The sequence below is a fragment of the Nodularia sp. UHCC 0506 genome (genome assembly GCF_034931045.1).
Taxonomy (GTDB): Bacteria; Cyanobacteriota; Cyanobacteriia; order Cyanobacteriales; family Nostocaceae; genus Nodularia.
In genome coordinates this window covers 1-16,559 of sequence record NZ_JAYGHH010000028.1, presented here as the reverse complement: position 1 = coordinate 16,559, position 16,559 = coordinate 1, and the positions used below count along the sequence as shown (strand labels likewise).

Below are 16,559 nucleotides of genomic sequence, written 5' to 3'. Positions count from 1 at the left end.
CAGCAAACCCTAATTACCAATAATCCAGGACTAAGTAGGTAGGCAGGAAAAACCCAAATTATATTACGAAAGGTAAACAAGGCGCAATCCTTACCAATGACAAAGGACAAATGACGATCCCCACCAGTTAACTTTATTTACGCCCACTTACTTAATGACATCTCCCATTTTAAAAGTCGAAGGATTAAATATAAATCAAGGCAGTTATTTGGCTGTTCGAGATGTTACCTTTGAATTGTTACCAGGAACAGATACAGCTATCGTTGGCCCCAATGGTGCGGGTAAAAGTACTTTGGTGAAAGCGATTTTAGATATAATTCCTCATATTACTGGCAAAATAGAAATTTTTGGTCGCCCAATTACCAAGTTGGGAAATTTGCGTCATCGATTAGGTTATGTGCCACAAAATTTCATCTTTGACCGTAGTTTCCCTATTTCTGTAGGCGAATTAGTCGGGCTGGGATGGGCGAATGAAAATAAAAATCAGCATCCATTTTTTTTCAATTTGTGGAAGAAAGATAGAAAAAAATCAATAGCAATAGCAGAGGCTTTGCGGCGAACCGATGCTTATCATCTTCGGCATCAAGCTATTGGAACTCTTAGCGGTGGGCAACTAAAGCGGGTGTTGTTAGCTTATTGCTTAGTAATTCCTCGGCAACTTTTGGTATTAGATGAAGCTTTTGCTGGTGTTGATGTCCAAGGGATCACAGATTTTTACGCTTTGTTAAATGAATTAAAGCGGGAAGAAGGTTGGACAGTGTTGCAGGTTTCCCATGATATTGATATGGTCAGCCGTCATTGCGATCGCGTTATTTGCCTTAACCAAACTGTTATTTGTACTGGTCAACCCGAAATTGCCCTTTCACCCCAAAATTTGTTAGCGACATACGGGCCTGGATTCAGTCCTTATCAGCATCACCATTAAAATTTTCAACAATACTTTTGTATAACTAATAGTCAACAGTAAAAAGACATCAGCAATATTTTTTTACTTTTGATTTTTTAGTTTCCTGATTCAACAGGTTCATCTAAATGTTCAGCCACAGCCTGATAAAGATGAGAAATATGGTTATCGTGGAGGTGATAAAATACATTACGTCCCTGCTTACGATAGCCAACTAATCGCATGACTCGCAAGTTTCGTAATTGATGGGAAACAGCAGATTCGCTCATGTTTAGTAATGCGGCTAAATCACTAACACACAGTTCTTTGTTAGCCAAAAAAGAAAGAATTCGCAGGCGATTAGGATCTCCCAAAAAACTGAAAAATTCTGCCATCCGTTGAGCTTTTTCATGACTGAGAGTTTGGTCTACTAAGTCTTGCACAAGATTAATATCTATAGTGATCTATTTTAAATTATACTTAATATTATACACTGATAAATTCATAATTAGAACAATCCTATTTATTTAGACTTGATAAAAATCTACCTGTAATCAAAACAATAAGGATAAAAAAATATAGCTTGTAAATATGTATTTATGCTTTGTTTGCCAGATCCATTTGTTAGCGATCGCCACTAATTTTGACTTTGTAAATTTGTTACAATTTCCCTTCATGCAGCGAGCGATCGCAGGTGCTGTGTTAATGGGAATCCTGGGAGGTTTACTAGGTAGCTTTGCTACATTACGCCAGCTATCCTTTTTCAGCCATGCTGTAGGTCATGCCGCATTAATCGGCGTAGTTTTAGGCGTATTACTACAGTTAAACCCAACTTGGATGCTGTTGCCTTTTACCTTAGTATTTGGCGTGGTTGTTCTCTACTTCATCGATAAAACCGATTTAGCGAGCGATAGCGTTCTTAGTATAGTCCTATCAGGAGCATTAGGTATTGGTGTGATTTTGACTAGCTTCGTTCCGGGTTATCGTGGCAATTTAATGAGAGTATTGTTCGGAGATATTCTGGCTATCGACAATACAGATTTAATTTTGACCATCCTTTTGCTCATAGCCAGTAGCATATTTTTATTTTCCACCTTGCAACAGCAAATTTTATTAACCCTGAACCCAGATGTAGCCCAAGTACAAGGAATTCCAGTTCAAGTGTATCGCTATGGCTTTGTGATTTTACTTTCCCTAGCTGTTGCCGTAGCGATTACAGCCGTCGGTGTGTTGCTGGTAAATGCCTTTTTGGTGATTCCCGCTTCCACAGCCAAGCTGATGAGTCATCACTTTAACCGTTTTCTGGTTTTATCAATCATGATCGGTTCAAGCACAAGCCTTGCTGGTATTTTGGTTTCAGGTATTTTTAACTTGCCATCAGGCCCTAGTATTGTCCTTGTGCAGTTTTTGTTTTTTGTAGCTGTTTTCCTTTCAGTAAAGTTGATGTTCAAAGCAGGATAAACTTTTTTTCTTTCACCTCTTGCCAAGCAATTGTTCTTGTGCTACATTTATTAATCGTGGGTCAAATAAAGCCCCCAGCCGGGATAGCTCAGTTGGTAGAGCAGAGGACTGAAAATCCTCGTGTCACCAGTTCAAGTCTGGTTCCTGGCATTTAATTAAATAGCTGAAAGCTTTGAAAAATCAAGGTATGTGAACTGCTAATGCTGAAATTTAGCAATTTTCAAGTAGGAGTTAGTCCTAAGTTGACAATTTGCTAGACGAAATTTGACATATTTGGACACTCAAAATCCTTGCGTTTCGGTGGAAAATTATGGGGTGAATTTGGGAACCAACCTCCAAAGCTACCATTTTTTATGCTGTGTAGCATCTAAACTAGTTTCGTGGCATTTTTCAGCAAACCCTATAGAGCAGAGAATATTTTATCCTAAACTTTTTGAATTTTGATGGCGCGTAACTTTATTTACATGGGTAAACCACTACGCCAACGCTTCAATGTTAAGGGTAAACTAGTTATGAACAGCTTGATGAGCATTATCATGTTACTCAAGCTACTAGACCTTGGCAATAAATACATAAAAGCTGATAGATTCAACCATAATCCTTTCTGCTTTAATAAGTATTGAACTAGATCACCATCACTCAGAGCAAGTTTTAATTGCTCCGGTAATTCCAGGCTGGATGGTAAACTATGGGGACGGAAATCGGCTTGATATCTAGCATTAACCCAGCTTGCTTCTTTGCCTTTGTAAGTTTTTGATTGAGGATGACCAAATCCAATATTATAGGTGAAGGAAGTTGTTGGAATAATATGTAATTTCTGGTGATAAAGAGCAGCAAGTGTGAATGTAATCACCCAATCTGTTTGTTTATTTTTTTCTAGCCAAAATTGATTGACCATCGTCATTTTTGTTTGGGATGTTGCTGGGATTTGATAAAAGCTACCAAAAGGATTATATTGGGCTGATTGATTAACCAAATCGATTTCTTGCCAACGATCAAACCAAGTACCAAATCCCCAGCAAAACACACGATTAGACATGATAAAATCTGTATCTACTTGAGAATCTAAACCTGCTGGTAGGTTTGCATAGGCACTGACTGAACAAACTTGTTTACAATCGCGGTAAGCCTCTAATAATCGGCACATACGATCATAAAAATATTGATTAGGAACAGTATCATCTTCTAAATAAACAAGAGAATCATGGGTAGTGAGAACCTCTGTTAAACCCAAAATTACATTTTGGTCACATCCTAAATTATTTTTCCTGGCAACAATTTGAACTGGTACTAAGGCGGAAAAATCCTCTAACAAGGAAATACATTGTGCAATCAAATGTTCATCCTCTGACTTTCTTGCACCATCGACAAAACCAATTATTTTTGGAGGTAATAAAGTTTGTTGACTAATTGCATTTAAAACCTCCTTTAGCAATTCAGGACGAGTAAAAGCTATGAGAACGATGGGCGGTAATTTCTCTGGCAATTCTACATCATCAAGAGAAGTAGCTAATTTAAGGTGATGATTCATCGTTTATAAAATTCCTGAATATTTAGGATTCATTACTGATCAATGAATTGTAATTTTAGCTGTTGATTATAAATTTGCTTAATGGAAATAAGTGTACAAATTTTATAGAGTTGTGATCGCTTTTTTATCCATTGATCAAATTCATCAGGATGAGCAGAGTAAATGTCACTTTGAAAACAAATATAGATGAATCGGAGATAACAGCGATCGCCTGATTTAGTAAGTATCTAGATGAATTAAAAGATACAAGTTAGGCAGCAAAATATAGTAATTATAGCGATTGTCATCAGAATTAAAACAGTATTGATAGCTCCAAGCTTTGATGTAGAGACGGTTATGGCTACGCCACGCAAACTATGACAGATATGCTCAATTACCAACAATAATTGTAATCAACCCGTCCCTACTGGCTTGATCCTGGCACTTTGCTACAGTGTTCATAATTACTTAAATATACAATAAATATTATACATTAACTCATAGTGACTGGCTCCGATTCCAGCGATCGCGTAAAGGACTGACGGGTAACGTGTGCTTTGGATTCAGCGTGACCTAAAAATAGCATTTCAAACAATCCATTCCGAGGCGCGTTCACCCAAATCTAGAGGAATACTCACAGCTTTGCCAAGACGGGGGCGATCGCGTGTTTGGGAAATAAATGTTTGGACTTGCACAGCACCACCCAAAGCCTGAAGATAATTAGCAATGCTATCAAGATGCTCTTGGTACTCTGCCTCAGTCAACGGAAAGGAAGCTTGTTCAAGATACTTCCACATAACTTGGAGAAATATCTTGCCCTTTGTGCGCCGGAACTGGACATCGTAAGAATATCCCCACTTGTCCAGTAATAATTTGCGTAATTCCTGTCCTGTCATAGCTTTTCTCAATTAGATTTTACATTTAGTTATGATGTTACGTTCCGTAACTCAAGTATGATAGACATATAAAGAAATGTAATGCTAACAGAAGAGATGCTCAATATATCTTGCAATAAAGAAAATTAGCATCGTTGTAGGCGTTGGCATTTCCACTCACACAGGAGTTACTCAACTACTGGTACTCTTGTAAGAATGCTTAACAAAATACACAAAGAGCGCGTAGAATATGGCTCAATTTTCTGAATCAATGGACGTGCCAGATATGGGCCGTCGTCAGTTCATGAATTTGCTGACTTTTGGAACAGTGACTGGTGTAGCTCTGGGTGCATTGTATCCTGTCGTTAACTACTTTATTCCACCTGCTAGCGGTGGCGCTGGTGGCGGTACAACTGCAAAGGACGAGTTGGGGAATGATGTTAGTGTCAGTGGCTTTCTAGCAAGTCATAACGTAGGCGATCGCGCCCTAGTTCAAGGACTCAAAGGCGACCCCACCTATATGGTCGTAGAAAGCAAAGAAGCCATTGGCGATTACGGTATTAATGCTATCTGCACACACTTGGGTTGTGTTGTCCCCTGGAATGTCGCAGAGAACAAGTTTAAATGTCCTTGTCACGGTTCCCAGTACGATGCAACTGGTAAGGTGGTCAGAGGTCCAGCACCTCTATCTTTGGCTCTCGCACACACCAAAACTGAAGATGACAAAATCGTCTTGACCCCTTGGACTGAAACCGACTTCCGCACCGACGAAGAACCTTGGTGGTCTTAATTGAGTGCTGAGTATTGAGTATTGAGTGCTGAGTGCTGAGTGCTGAGTATTGAGTATTGAGTGCTGAGTGCTGAGTGCTGAGTATTGAGTATTGAGTCCTGAGTGCTAAAAACAAAGTCAATGACCAATGACCAATTAACCAGAGAATAGTTGTCCTTATAGAGATGAGAAATGCCCGTACCACAGCGAGTTTAACTCGCAATACTAGAGCAATTATCAAAACCTTGCTCATAGCGATCGCTACCCTGACATTTTACTTCACTAGCGATGTAGCTCTGCCCCAAAGCGCTGCGGCTTATCCTTTTTGGGCGCAGCAAACCTATCCTGAAAGCCCCCGTGAACCGACCGGACGGATTGTTTGTGCTAACTGTCACTTAGCCGCTAAACCAGCAGAAGTAGAAGTTCCCCAATCAGTACTACCTGATACTGTATTTAAAGCAGTGGTGAAAATTCCCTACGATACCAACATCCAACAAGTTGGTGCTGATGGTTCTAAAGTTGGCTTAAACGTCGGTGCTGTGTTGATGTTGCCAGAAGGCTTTAAAATTGCACCGGAAGACCGCATTTCTGAAGAACTCAAAGAAGAAGTAGGCGATGTTTACTTCCAACCCTACACCGAAGACAGTGAGAATGTTCTTCTTGTGGGACCCATACCCGGCGAACAGTATCAAGAAATTGTCTTCCCAGTTCTTTCTCCTAACCCCGCAACAGATAAGAATATTCACTTCGGTAAATATTCAGTTCACTTAGGTGCAAACCGGGGACGTGGACAAGTTTATCCTACTGGTGAAAAGAGCAATAATACCATTTATAATGCTTCCGCTACTGGCACAATTAGCAAGATTGCCAAAGAGGAAGATGAAGATGGTAATGTGAAATATCTAGTAAATATCCAAACAGAATCTGGCGATACTACTATTGATACAATTCCCGCAGGGCCAGAATTGATTGTTTCTGAAGGACAATCTGTAACTGCTGGTGATGCTTTGACTAATAACCCCAATGTTGGCGGATTTGGTCAAAAAGATGTAGAAATTGTCTTGCAAGACGCAACCAGAGTTCAAGGAATGATTGCCTTTGTTGCACTTGTAATGTTAGCTCAAGTTATGCTAGTGCTGAAGAAAAAGCAGGTGGAAAAAGTTCAAGCTGCTGAACTTAACTTCTAAAATCTTTGCTAAATCAATAATTTTGTGGACAGGCGAAATGCCTGTCTTTTTTTGTCATCATGTAAGTGTTTGAAATAATTTAGGAATTCACTTACTTACCAGCATAGAAAAAGGCAATTTCCTTTTCTTTAAGGGGTGCAAAACCAGCATCTACAAGGAATTTATCAAGTTCTGCTTGAGGAATGTGTTTTGCGCCAATTCGCACAATGCGCGATCGCATGGTATTTGATACGCCACTACGCTGTCTATTTCCCTCTAATGCCATGACTTTGTTATACAATTCTAACTTTGCAGGGGGGATGGCAGAACCATCAAAATCGATTCCCTGAGCGATCGCTTCATCGATAGCATCAGCACCCTTGGTTGTAGACATGGTAATTTATTCTCAAAACTATAGGTAAATTTTACAGTCTTGCCGACACCAAAAGACTATGGAAAAAACAAGTCCGCCCCCTGATTATTCTGGGCGTGTGATGGAACCACCAACAAACGCTCCTAAAATTGTACCTGTCCATAATCCGGCTGTAGTACCTTGCCAAGTAGCTCCAGGCGTTACCCAAACATTACACATCATCTTGAAACCCCAGGCTTGGTTTTGACATTTCTGGTTATGCAGCATTGACGTGATTTGTCCACCAATGTAACCACCAAAAAATCCTGATGTTAAAGCGAAAAATGTGCAAGTTAATAATCTATTTTTAATCATGAGTTGAATTTAGTTTATGGCAATGGTGGGTTAAGCTACTAGCGTGGTCAGCTTAAAATAGTGCATTATTTTTTTCTTGTGGCACAGATATCTTGCCTGTTCTGGGGGGCTAGAGAGTTTAACCCACAATATTTATGCTTATGCACAAAATTAGCTGTGCCACGCCACTACGGTTTTTTACTCAACACTCAGCACTCAGCACTCAGCACTCAGCACTCAGCACTCAGCACTCAGCAACTCAACCTGTATTTCTCATCCCGGCGGCAATACCGTTAATAGTTAACAGTGCGCCTCGCAGTAACTCACCTTTACTGTAACGAGAGTGAATTACACCAGAAGTCGCAGTAATATTCCGTGATTGTCGTAAGCGTTTGAGTAGAGAAACTTGGATGAATCCTAAAGGTACAATCGTTCCATTGCGTAACTGTACCGAACGTTGCAACACAGGATCACCATCCAAAAGCCGAGTGTGTCCAGTAATTTTTAAGACTAAATCCCTGGTGAGATAGAATTCATTGGCAATTTGCTCAAATACTTTCTCTAAGCGGTCTTTGTCTTCAGGATTACCCAATTCTTCTACATAGTGATGAGCCATTTGCATATCTACTTTGGCGAGGGTCATTTCTGCTTTGGAAATCACCATTTTGAAGAAAGGCCACTTGAGATAAAAGTAGCGTAGTAATTTTAGGTGTTCTTCTGATTCCTCTTCTTCATTCAAAAATCCCTGTAAAGCTGTGCCGATACCATACCAAGAAGGCAGTAAAAATCTAGTTTGTGTCCAGCTAAATACCCAAGGAATAGCTCGTAAACTGCTTAAATCTTTCTTCCCAGATGGCCGGCGTGCTGGACGAGAACTAATTTGTAACTGGCTAATTTCTTCAATGGGGGTGACTTGGTGGAAAAAGTCGATAAAATCTGGTTGCTCGTAAATTAAATTGCGATAATGTTGACGCGATCGCACTGCTAACTCTTCCATAATCTCATTCCACGGTTCAATATCATCAAACCCTGTTCGCAATAAGCTGGCTTGAATGACAGCAGTGGTAATGGTTTCCAGATTATACATAGCTAAGTCCAACAAGGAGTACTTAGAAGCTAAAACCTCGCCTTGTTCAGTAATCTTGATCCGCCCGTTAATACTGTGTCCTGGTTGCGCCAAAATTGCCTCATAAGCTGGGCCGCCACCTCGCCCCACAGAACCCCCACGTCCGTGGAAAATTCGCAAACTTAAGCCATATTCTTCAGCAATTGTCTGGAGTGATTTTTGGGCTTTATGAATTTCCCAGTTACTACTTAAAAAACCAGAGTCTTTATTGCTATCGGAATACCCCAACATAACTTCTTGTAAGTTAGGGGTGAGGGGAGAAGCAGTAGTGGGGACAATCGGTAATGAAGAGCCTTCCTCTTTGCTGGCTTTGAGCGCTTCATAACCACCGGCTAACAAAGCTCGATATAGCGGGAGTTCAAATAACTGCCGCATGACGCTTCTAGAGCGTTGTAAGTCCTCTACAGTTTCAAATAAGGGGACAACCTGAATAGTTCCGACAGCGATCACTGGGTCAAAAAGTCGAGATTCTTTAGCTAATAGCAAAACTTCCAGGACATCGCTCACTTCCCGGCACATACTAATAATGTAGGTTTGGCAGATGTTGACACCAAACTCTTGCTGTAGCGATCGCAAGATCCGGAAAGTTTCAATCACATCATTGGTTTTTTCCGAAAATGGCAATTCTGCCGGAATTAATGGCCGACGGGTTTGCAGTTCCCCAGTTAGCCAAGCCACTCGCTGGGCTTCTGATAGTTCGTTATAGGGTTGGGGTAAGACTTGCAGATATTCCAGAATCTCATTTAAGGCATCAGAGTGTCGTGTTGATTCTTGGCGGATATCCAACTGGGTCAAGTTAAAGTCAAAAATTTCTACTTGACAAATCAAAGTTTCTAACTCTCGACAGCTTAAACCAGTTTCGGTCAAGTTACGTTCAATTAACCGTAGTTCTGACAAAAACTCCGATCCCGAACGATACATGGGGGAATCTTCTTTGGTTGACTTTTCATGGTTATACAAGGCGACATTGCGATCGCGTGTATTTTCCAAGCGTCTCAACACATAAGCCAATTTCAATCGATAGGGTTCTTGGCGATAACGCAACGCCAGCGCATCGTACACATCACTTAGCTGGGACTGATCGATTTCCAAAGATTCCAGCAAGTCTGGTAAAACATCACTCCAGTGCATCGATACACTCAATAATTCAATCAGCTGTTTCACTGATTTGATATATCTTTCCAACACCATTTTGCGCTGATAGCAAGCTGTTTGCCAGGTGATTTCCGGTGTCACTGATGGGTTGCCGTCGCGATCTGAACCTACCCAGGAACCAAAAGAACAAAAGTTTTTATGCGGCGGTTCTAGCCAAGCAAATGTTTTACTGAGAGCATATTTCAAGCGCTTATAAAGTTGAGGAATGCCATCAAACAACACCTCTTGAAAGTAGTGTAAGGCGTAATCAACTTCATCCAGCACCGTGGGTTTGAATTGATGGAGTTCATCTGTTCGCCACCAAAGGCGAATTTCTTCGAGCAATTGTTCTCGCAAGTCTGCGGCTTCCCAAGGATATCCTCCCAGGGTGTTTTCAGTGCGGTTTTCCACTACATCCAATTTTTGCAACAGGTTTACCACCTGTCTTTGTTTATCGCGGATGGTGTGACGAACTATTTCTGTGGGGTGGGCTGTAAAGACTAAACGCACATCTAAATGTGAAATTAGGCGTTGAATTTGCTGGGGTGGCACATTCAGCTTGAATAAATCCGGAAACAAAGTTGCAAAAGTACCTTTTTGTTTGCCGACGGATTTAGTCACCCAACTTTTTGTAGAGAAAAGATTTATCTCCTCCGGACAAGTTTCTCTTCCCTTGTTTACCCGAATGGAATCATCTTCATTTTGGTTGGAAGAGTAGGTAGCGTTTGATAACGTCTCCTCCTGAATTACCGTTTCCACTTCTCCTTCAGAATAGCGGGTTAATTGCTGACGTTGTTCATATTCCTGCTCTATGATGTTAATCAACTGGAAATACAGCGCAAAGGCACGAGCTGCGCGAATTGCCTCATTAATGTTCAGTTGTTCAATCAACTTAACGGCAGATGCGGCTTGATCGTTTGTTGCTTGTCCTTCTGGCGAACACAAATCGCGCAATTGCCGCAATAAATCCACCATTGTTTGACCACATTCTTGCCGGAGTACTGATTCCCACAATTCTTCCACTACTTGGAGACGATGACGCAAAAATAATTCTGACGCAGGGTAGAAATTCGCCGCATGAGACAAACTGTATAGAAGAGAACCCATAATTTCTGCTCTTGTAAGCTGATTACTGTTTACATCGTAAAGACGCGATAAATCCCGTCCGTTTAACAAAGAGGCAGAAGGAAGGAAACAGGAGAAGACGGAACCTGCTAGGGATTCTCCACTTCTACGTAAATGGTTCTTGTGCAAGTGGGGTCGAATCTCCATTTTAATTATCCCCCTTGCTCTGATGTTCCCTGCTCCCTCGCCTCTTCTTTGGCAATTAATTCTCAAGGTCAAACCATGAGCATTTTAGGTTTTAAATATATTTTTTAACCTCTTTCCCCGCCTCTGGTACTTGTATGCAAAATGTTGTCATCTGCTGCCTCTGGAAACGGTAAAATTGGTAGGCGATCGCCTCGAAATAATTCTTCACTAGCTTGCCCCATAGATTCTAGGGCTTTTACTGTGGCTTTTTCTGTGGTGAGCAGCAGTAGTATAGACGCTGTACCTATTTGTAAGAGGAGAGATTGGGGAATGCTAAACAAAGGTAGATGGAATCCGGGATTATCTGAGGACTTTTGGGTAGTAGGAGTCATTGCTAATTTTTGGTGGTTGGCAAATGAGTAAAAAGAAACGCGTGCATTCAACTTCTGTGCGACTTCCGGACCTACTTGTCTATTTTGTCCGATTTTACAAGCCCACAAAGTAACAAAATTGTTAAAAAAAAACTGCAAAGTGTGATAAACCTATGTTTCTAGTTTACAAGTACACGCACTACCGTTTCCCAGTGCTGGGTACAAACGCGATTAATTGCGTCTGTACAATAAAATATCGAGATTCATGTTTTATTGACCAATGACCAATGACTAATAACCAATGACTAAAGTTAACTGCCCATGAACACAGTATTACTAGATAGTCAGAAATCGATAGTGCAGTGGGTGAGCCAAGCAACAGGAATCAACTCTTTTGGGGTAAAAGTCCGGTTGCGGGGAAATGATCTACACATTCTTTGTGAAGGTTCAGAGTCTCCTCAACGCTGGCGCACTCTGTCTGACTTGCTTCACGCGCTACAACAAACAGATTTGGATCTTTTAACCAGTAATGAACAACCCTCAATATACCAAGTATTTGTCTATGGCCGGAAGAAAGGAGAATATCGACCCCAATGGTGTCACCGGGTTTATTTAAACCAACTAGAAAAACATCTAGAACAGGTAGAGCAAGTTCTGGAAGACTCGGAGAAATCTGCTCAAAGTGGATCGCTGATTATCTCTAATGAAAGTTTGGCACGTCGGGGAGATTCCAATGCTATTGCCCGCTATCTGAGTGAAACTCTCAGTCCTTTAGGTGTCTCCGTACAGGTAAAAACCAAACAGTATCAGCCAAAAGATAGCAATCAAGCGGCAGTTAATCGCCTGTGGATCTGTTGTCAGTCTAGCTATAGTCCCGATTCATCATTATTAGCTGAACCAATAGCCGAGCAGTTACGGTATTTGAAACTGGTGGGCTACGAAGATGCGGTAATTGTTTCCCAAGTCAGTGGTGAGGCTGTATCTGAGTGTCTGCTGAGAGTGGATCTGCGACCTCCAGAAACCATGCTCAAGGAATGGGCTAGGTGGGGAGACGTTCAAGCGATCGCCAGGCTGTTAAGGTCAATATTGGCAGGAGCAAAAGTCGATGTTCAAGCTTCTCTCAAAGAATCAACCCTACATATTTTTTGCACCCCGGCTGCTGATCCCACAGAAACTGCACCAGCGCCAGATCAAGCCCAATGTTTAGAAATTATCTCCCGCCAGTTAGAAGCGATCGCTCCCCAAGGTATTCTGGCTGCCACTGTCTACGGACACAAAAATGCAGACCAGCAACCAACTTGGATTGACTGGCTAACTTTACCAGCTACGCAACACCCAGCTTTAGCCCCATTACCCCTGGAGTTAGCCAATGAGGGTGATGAACCAGCAATCATTTTTTTACTAGAGCGCTTACTCAATCTTGATTTGGATTGGCGGTTAAAGACAGGCGGCATTCGTGTCATGCTCCTACGCAAAGGTGACTTGCTGCACATTATGTGTGATGCAACCATTTGCCCAGATCGTTCACAAGTAGCTAACAAAGTTACTCAATTTTTACAGCATTTAAAAATGCCAGGTATTACAGGGGTGCGTGTCTACGGTCGCCGTGCTGGTAATAAGGAACCATTTTGGCATCATGGCGTAGATTTAATCCAACGCCAACGTTTAGTTCCAGAAGCCACTCCAGAATTTGCGGCTACTTCAGAATATGTGAGTGAGCTTTTAACCACTGACAATAACGAACCAATTTTACGTACCGATTTAACCTCAGAAGAAGTTCAAAATTTTGTTACAGAAGTAGCACGAGATTGGACTAGAGACAAAATTAATCGCATCTCTACCTATACAAAAAAATGTCTCATAGAAACGCAGATATTTGCAGAAAGTGGTGAGTCATTATCACAAAATCCTGATAGCCAAGGGCTGAAAATAGCTTTAGTTTGGGGCTTATTGGGTTTATTACTAACTGTACAAACTGATTGGATTTTAAATTATCTCATTACTCGCCCTATATCAAATTCACCACAAATAAATAGTGTTTCCCCCTCATTCTCTGAGCAGGAAATATCATTGAAGTCTCAGGCAGACCAGAATGAAAGAACAGCATTTTTTACTAACAGGTCGGCAAAAGAATCTCTTCAAAATCAACAAGATATCTTTAATGCTTCTGGATTCACTCAAAATGATAGCCAAAAGCCAAATTTAAGAGCTAGTCCCCTGAAAGAAAGAGCCAACGCCACAGCGATTTTATTAACAGCGAGGGCTGGACAAACAGGAGCAGCACTCACACAGATGCCCAGTTTTAATTCCCGGCAATTAAACGAACAACTAGCATTGTATAAACAGCGAGTTGCTAAAAACGGTAAAGCAGCAGATGTATTAATTATTGGTTCCTCCCGTGCCTTGAGAGGAATTGATCCCGTAGCACTTTCTCAAGGATTAGCAAATCAGGGTTATCCCAATATTGATGTATTTAATTTTGGCATTAATGGTGCTACAGCACAAGTTGTAGACTTAATTATTCGTCAGGTATTAGAACCATCAGAACTACCAAAACTCATTCTTTGGGCAGATGGTTCCCGTGCTTTTAATAGTAGTCGCGAGGACGTAACCTTTAAAGCGATCGCTGCCTCAGAGGGTTATCAGCAGATATTACAAAAAGCATACATAGCCACAAATAGGGATGAATCTCAGCTAAATTTTGACAATTCTTCTGCTCAGACAAAAGTAGGAGAAACATCAAATTTTAACAGTTATCAAGCCATAAATAAACAGTTAAATCAAACAATATCTGGATTGTCTATTAGCTACGAAAATCGTGACCAAATTAAAGCCTTACTGCATAAAAAACTGCTTTCATTACCTCTATTTACACGCAATCAAACTATAGCATCTCCAATAGAAGTTAATCCCGAAAATACAGAGATAGATATTACTCATCGGGCAGTGGATTTTGATGGATTTTTAGCTTTATCTGTGAAATTTGATCCTACAGAACACTATCAAAAGCACCCTAGAGTTATAGGCAATTATGACAATGATTATAGAAATTTTCAGATAGAAGGTGAACAAGATATTGCCTTGCAACAAATTTTACAGTTTACCCAATCTCGAAATATTTCTGTAGTATTTGTAAATATGCCTCTGACCTCTGATTATTTAGATCCAGTACGCAAAAAATATGAGCAAAAATTTCAGCAATATATGTTATCTTTAGCAACCAATTCCCACTTTATATATAGAGACTTAAGCCAACTTTGGCCAAGAAATAATGCTTATTTTTCTGATCCTAGTCACCTCAACCGCTTTGGGGCTTATGAAGTATCCAAAAATTTGGCAAATGATCCTATGATTGCTTGGCCGACAAAATAAGGGAGCAGCAAGAGCCAGAGATGTGAGGGAATAAGATTATAACTTCCTAACAATCAATAACCAATGACCAATAACTAAAATATGAATTTTATATCAATTTTATATGGACTGTTTTTGCTAAGTGTCCTGGGAATTTACTGGTCTGTAAATAACCAGAAATTGCGACTGTGGACGTTGCTAATTGCTAGTCTTGTTTTCTACGGTTCTTTAAATGTGCATTACATTCCTTTATTATTAGTCTTGACACTAATTAATTTCCGTCTGGGGCTGGAAATTGGGAATAATACCACATCCAAAAAATATGCTGTTAACTGGCAACTTTCTAACGAAGAATGGCAGTTTGCCCAAGCTGACTGGAATCGTCGCCGCCTGAAATTGTTGTGGCTGGGTGTAAGTTTAAATGTTTTGTTGTTACTTGGTTTTAAATATTTGCCAGATATTTTTAAATATGTTTTTAATCTGCAAATCAATTCACCAGATTCTTCATTTAAATTAATTGCACCTTTGGGGATTTCATTTTTTATTTTTGAGTGCATTGCTTATTTAGTAGATGTCTATCGCGGTGCGCCAGCTACTAAACAGTTGCTCAAATTTGCTACGTATAAATTATTCTTTGCCAAACTAATTTCTGGCCCAATTACTCGTTATCACAGCCTATCATCTCAATTACATAAACCACACTTTCCCTCTGCTGAAAAAGTGACAGAGGCACTGTGGTTAATTTCTAGAGGCGCAGTCAAAAAAGGAATTTTGGCAGATAACTTGGGAATTTTTGTGGATTTATGTTTTGGCAATCTACAAAGGGCGGGTAGCGTTGATCTGTGGTTGGCTACATTTGCCTACGGCTTACAGTTGTATTTGGATTTCAGTGGTTATGTAGACATCGCCCGTGGGAGTGCTTTACTTTTTGGCTTCGTTTTGCCTGAAAATTTTAACTTTCCTTATTTCAGCACCAGCATTGCAGAATTTTGGCGACGTTGGCATATTACTTTAGGTGATTGGTTACGAAACTATATCTACTTTCCTTTGGGTGGTTCCCGTCAAGGTTTAACTCGCACCTGCTGGAATTTATTTATTGTCATGTTAATTGCTGGGATTTGGCACGGTTCAGCCTGGGGTTTTGTCGTTTGGGGAATATTACACGGTTTAGCTTTGGGGGTTCATCGACTGACAGATGTGATGAGCGATCGCTTTGAAACTCTGGCACATTTCTGGCAAAATCCACTAGGTATAGTTTTGGCTTGGTTTTTAACCCAATTAATGGTTTTTACCTCTTGGATTTGGTTCCGTCTCCCCAACATTCAGGATTCTTTTTGGGTAATTCAGCACCTTTGGAGCCATTCTGCTGACTCACAGTTTGTCCAAAAAGTTTATATAGAAGCCTTGAATATGAGCCAGTATCAACTTACTGCTTTGCTGGGAATTTTAGCTGGATTTATGACTATAATCTATGCCTTTAATGGCAGGCTGAAGTTAGAGTTTAATTGGCCTGTCAAGCTTTTTTTTGTACCACTATGTCTCTACGCCGTATGGTTATTAGCTCCTGAAGGTGGCTTGCCTTATATTTACTTTGATTTTTAATTTTATGTTATGGCTTTTCACATAGCAAAGTGCTGATTATCAAGCCAGTGGGGGCTGGTTGAATAAATCAGAAAATTTGAGGATGACAGATAGCTGACACTGTTCCTTGTTCCCTGCCTCCATGACCAAACTTTTATGCCTAACGGCACGCTACGCGAACAGCAAACCCTAATATAATAGTGAAATAGCATAAGTAAATCTAATGTAATTAGAAAAATAAATAATAAAATTAATACTTTACCAAACGTAAATTCATGTTAAGTTTATTAGGACAGACGAGCAAAAAGTGCGTCTGATTCATTAAAAACACATATCGCAATCATAGAAATATGACCACTACCTTACAACAGCGTC

13 protein-coding genes and 1 tRNA gene are annotated in these 16,559 nt (G+C 40.4%); 7 read left to right on the top strand and 7 right to left on the bottom strand.

Annotation, left to right across the window (positions count from 1 at the left end; all coding sequences use genetic code 11):
- Positions 1-154 precede the first annotated feature (154 nt).
- Positions 155-925 (top strand): metal ABC transporter ATP-binding protein, encoded by a 771-nt coding sequence (locus VB654_RS15655; RefSeq protein WP_323214704.1) that lies wholly within the window; start codon positions 155-157, stop codon positions 923-925.
- A 77-nt stretch (positions 926-1,002) separates the two neighbouring features.
- On the opposite strand, the gene VB654_RS15650 is transcribed toward VB654_RS15655, so the two are convergent.
- Positions 1,003-1,278, bottom strand: coding sequence for an ArsR/SmtB family transcription factor (locus VB654_RS15650; protein ID WP_416235690.1), 276 nt, complete (start codon positions 1,276-1,278; stop codon positions 1,003-1,005).
- Positions 1,279-1,474: 196 nt separating this feature from the next.
- Between VB654_RS15650 and VB654_RS15645 the strand changes: the two genes are divergently transcribed.
- Together VB654_RS15645 and VB654_RS15640 are read left to right on the top strand one after the other, a co-directional pair.
- Positions 1,475-2,344: a metal ABC transporter permease gene (locus VB654_RS15645; RefSeq protein WP_323214703.1), complete on the top strand. Its 870-nt coding sequence runs from the start codon at positions 1,475-1,477 to the stop codon at positions 2,342-2,344.
- Between the two features lie 77 nt (positions 2,345-2,421).
- Positions 2,422-2,494: transfer RNA gene (locus tag VB654_RS15640), tRNA-Phe, on the top strand.
- 310 nt (positions 2,495-2,804) lie between these two features.
- On the opposite strand, the gene VB654_RS15635 is transcribed toward VB654_RS15640, so the two are convergent.
- Positions 2,805-3,875: a sugar transferase gene (locus VB654_RS15635; protein WP_323214702.1), complete on the bottom strand. Its 1,071-nt coding sequence runs from the start codon at positions 3,873-3,875 to the stop codon at positions 2,805-2,807.
- Positions 3,876-4,441: 566 nt separating this feature from the next.
- Positions 4,442-4,750 carry a DUF3067 family protein gene (locus VB654_RS15630; RefSeq protein ID WP_323214701.1) on the bottom strand — a complete coding sequence of 103 codons (309 nt, stop codon included), beginning with the start codon at positions 4,748-4,750 and terminating at the stop codon, positions 4,442-4,444.
- 229 nt (positions 4,751-4,979) lie between these two features.
- On the opposite strand from VB654_RS15630, the gene petC reads away from it, so the two are divergent.
- Together petC and petA are read left to right on the top strand one after the other, a co-directional pair.
- On the top strand, positions 4,980-5,519 hold the full coding sequence (petC, locus tag VB654_RS15625; RefSeq protein WP_323214700.1) for a cytochrome b6-f complex iron-sulfur subunit: 540 nt from the start codon (positions 4,980-4,982) through the stop codon (positions 5,517-5,519).
- Between the two features lie 164 nt (positions 5,520-5,683).
- Positions 5,684-6,685 carry a cytochrome f gene (petA, locus tag VB654_RS15620; RefSeq protein ID WP_323214699.1) on the top strand — a complete coding sequence of 334 codons (1,002 nt, stop codon included), beginning with the start codon at positions 5,684-5,686 and terminating at the stop codon, positions 6,683-6,685.
- A gap of 91 nt (positions 6,686-6,776) precedes the next feature.
- Here the strand turns inward: petA and VB654_RS15615 are convergent, their stop codons facing one another.
- From VB654_RS15615 to VB654_RS15600, 4 genes are all read right to left on the bottom strand, one after another.
- Positions 6,777-7,058 carry a DUF4090 family protein gene (locus VB654_RS15615; protein ID WP_323214698.1) on the bottom strand — a complete coding sequence of 94 codons (282 nt, stop codon included), beginning with the start codon at positions 7,056-7,058 and terminating at the stop codon, positions 6,777-6,779.
- A gap of 84 nt (positions 7,059-7,142) precedes the next feature.
- The gene (locus tag VB654_RS15610) at positions 7,143-7,391 is read right to left on the bottom strand and encodes a hypothetical protein (RefSeq protein ID WP_323214697.1); all 249 of its coding nucleotides are present in this window, start codon (positions 7,389-7,391) and stop codon (positions 7,143-7,145) included.
- A gap of 238 nt (positions 7,392-7,629) precedes the next feature.
- Entirely contained in the window at positions 7,630-10,737 is a 3,108-nt protein-coding gene (gene ppc, locus VB654_RS15605) for a phosphoenolpyruvate carboxylase (protein WP_323214696.1), read from the bottom strand.
- A gap of 269 nt (positions 10,738-11,006) precedes the next feature.
- Entirely contained in the window at positions 11,007-11,273 is a 267-nt protein-coding gene (locus VB654_RS15600; protein WP_323214695.1) for a hypothetical protein, read from the bottom strand.
- Between the two features lie 300 nt (positions 11,274-11,573).
- Between VB654_RS15600 and VB654_RS15595 the strand changes: the two genes are divergently transcribed.
- The gene (locus VB654_RS15595) at positions 11,574-14,624 is read left to right on the top strand and encodes a DUF1574 domain-containing protein (protein WP_323214694.1); all 3,051 of its coding nucleotides are present in this window, start codon (positions 11,574-11,576) and stop codon (positions 14,622-14,624) included.
- An 81-nt stretch (positions 14,625-14,705) separates the two neighbouring features.
- Positions 14,706-16,205, top strand: coding sequence for an MBOAT family protein (locus tag VB654_RS15590; RefSeq protein ID WP_323214693.1), 1,500 nt, complete (start codon positions 14,706-14,708; stop codon positions 16,203-16,205).
- Positions 16,206-16,559: the final 354 nt, after the last annotated feature.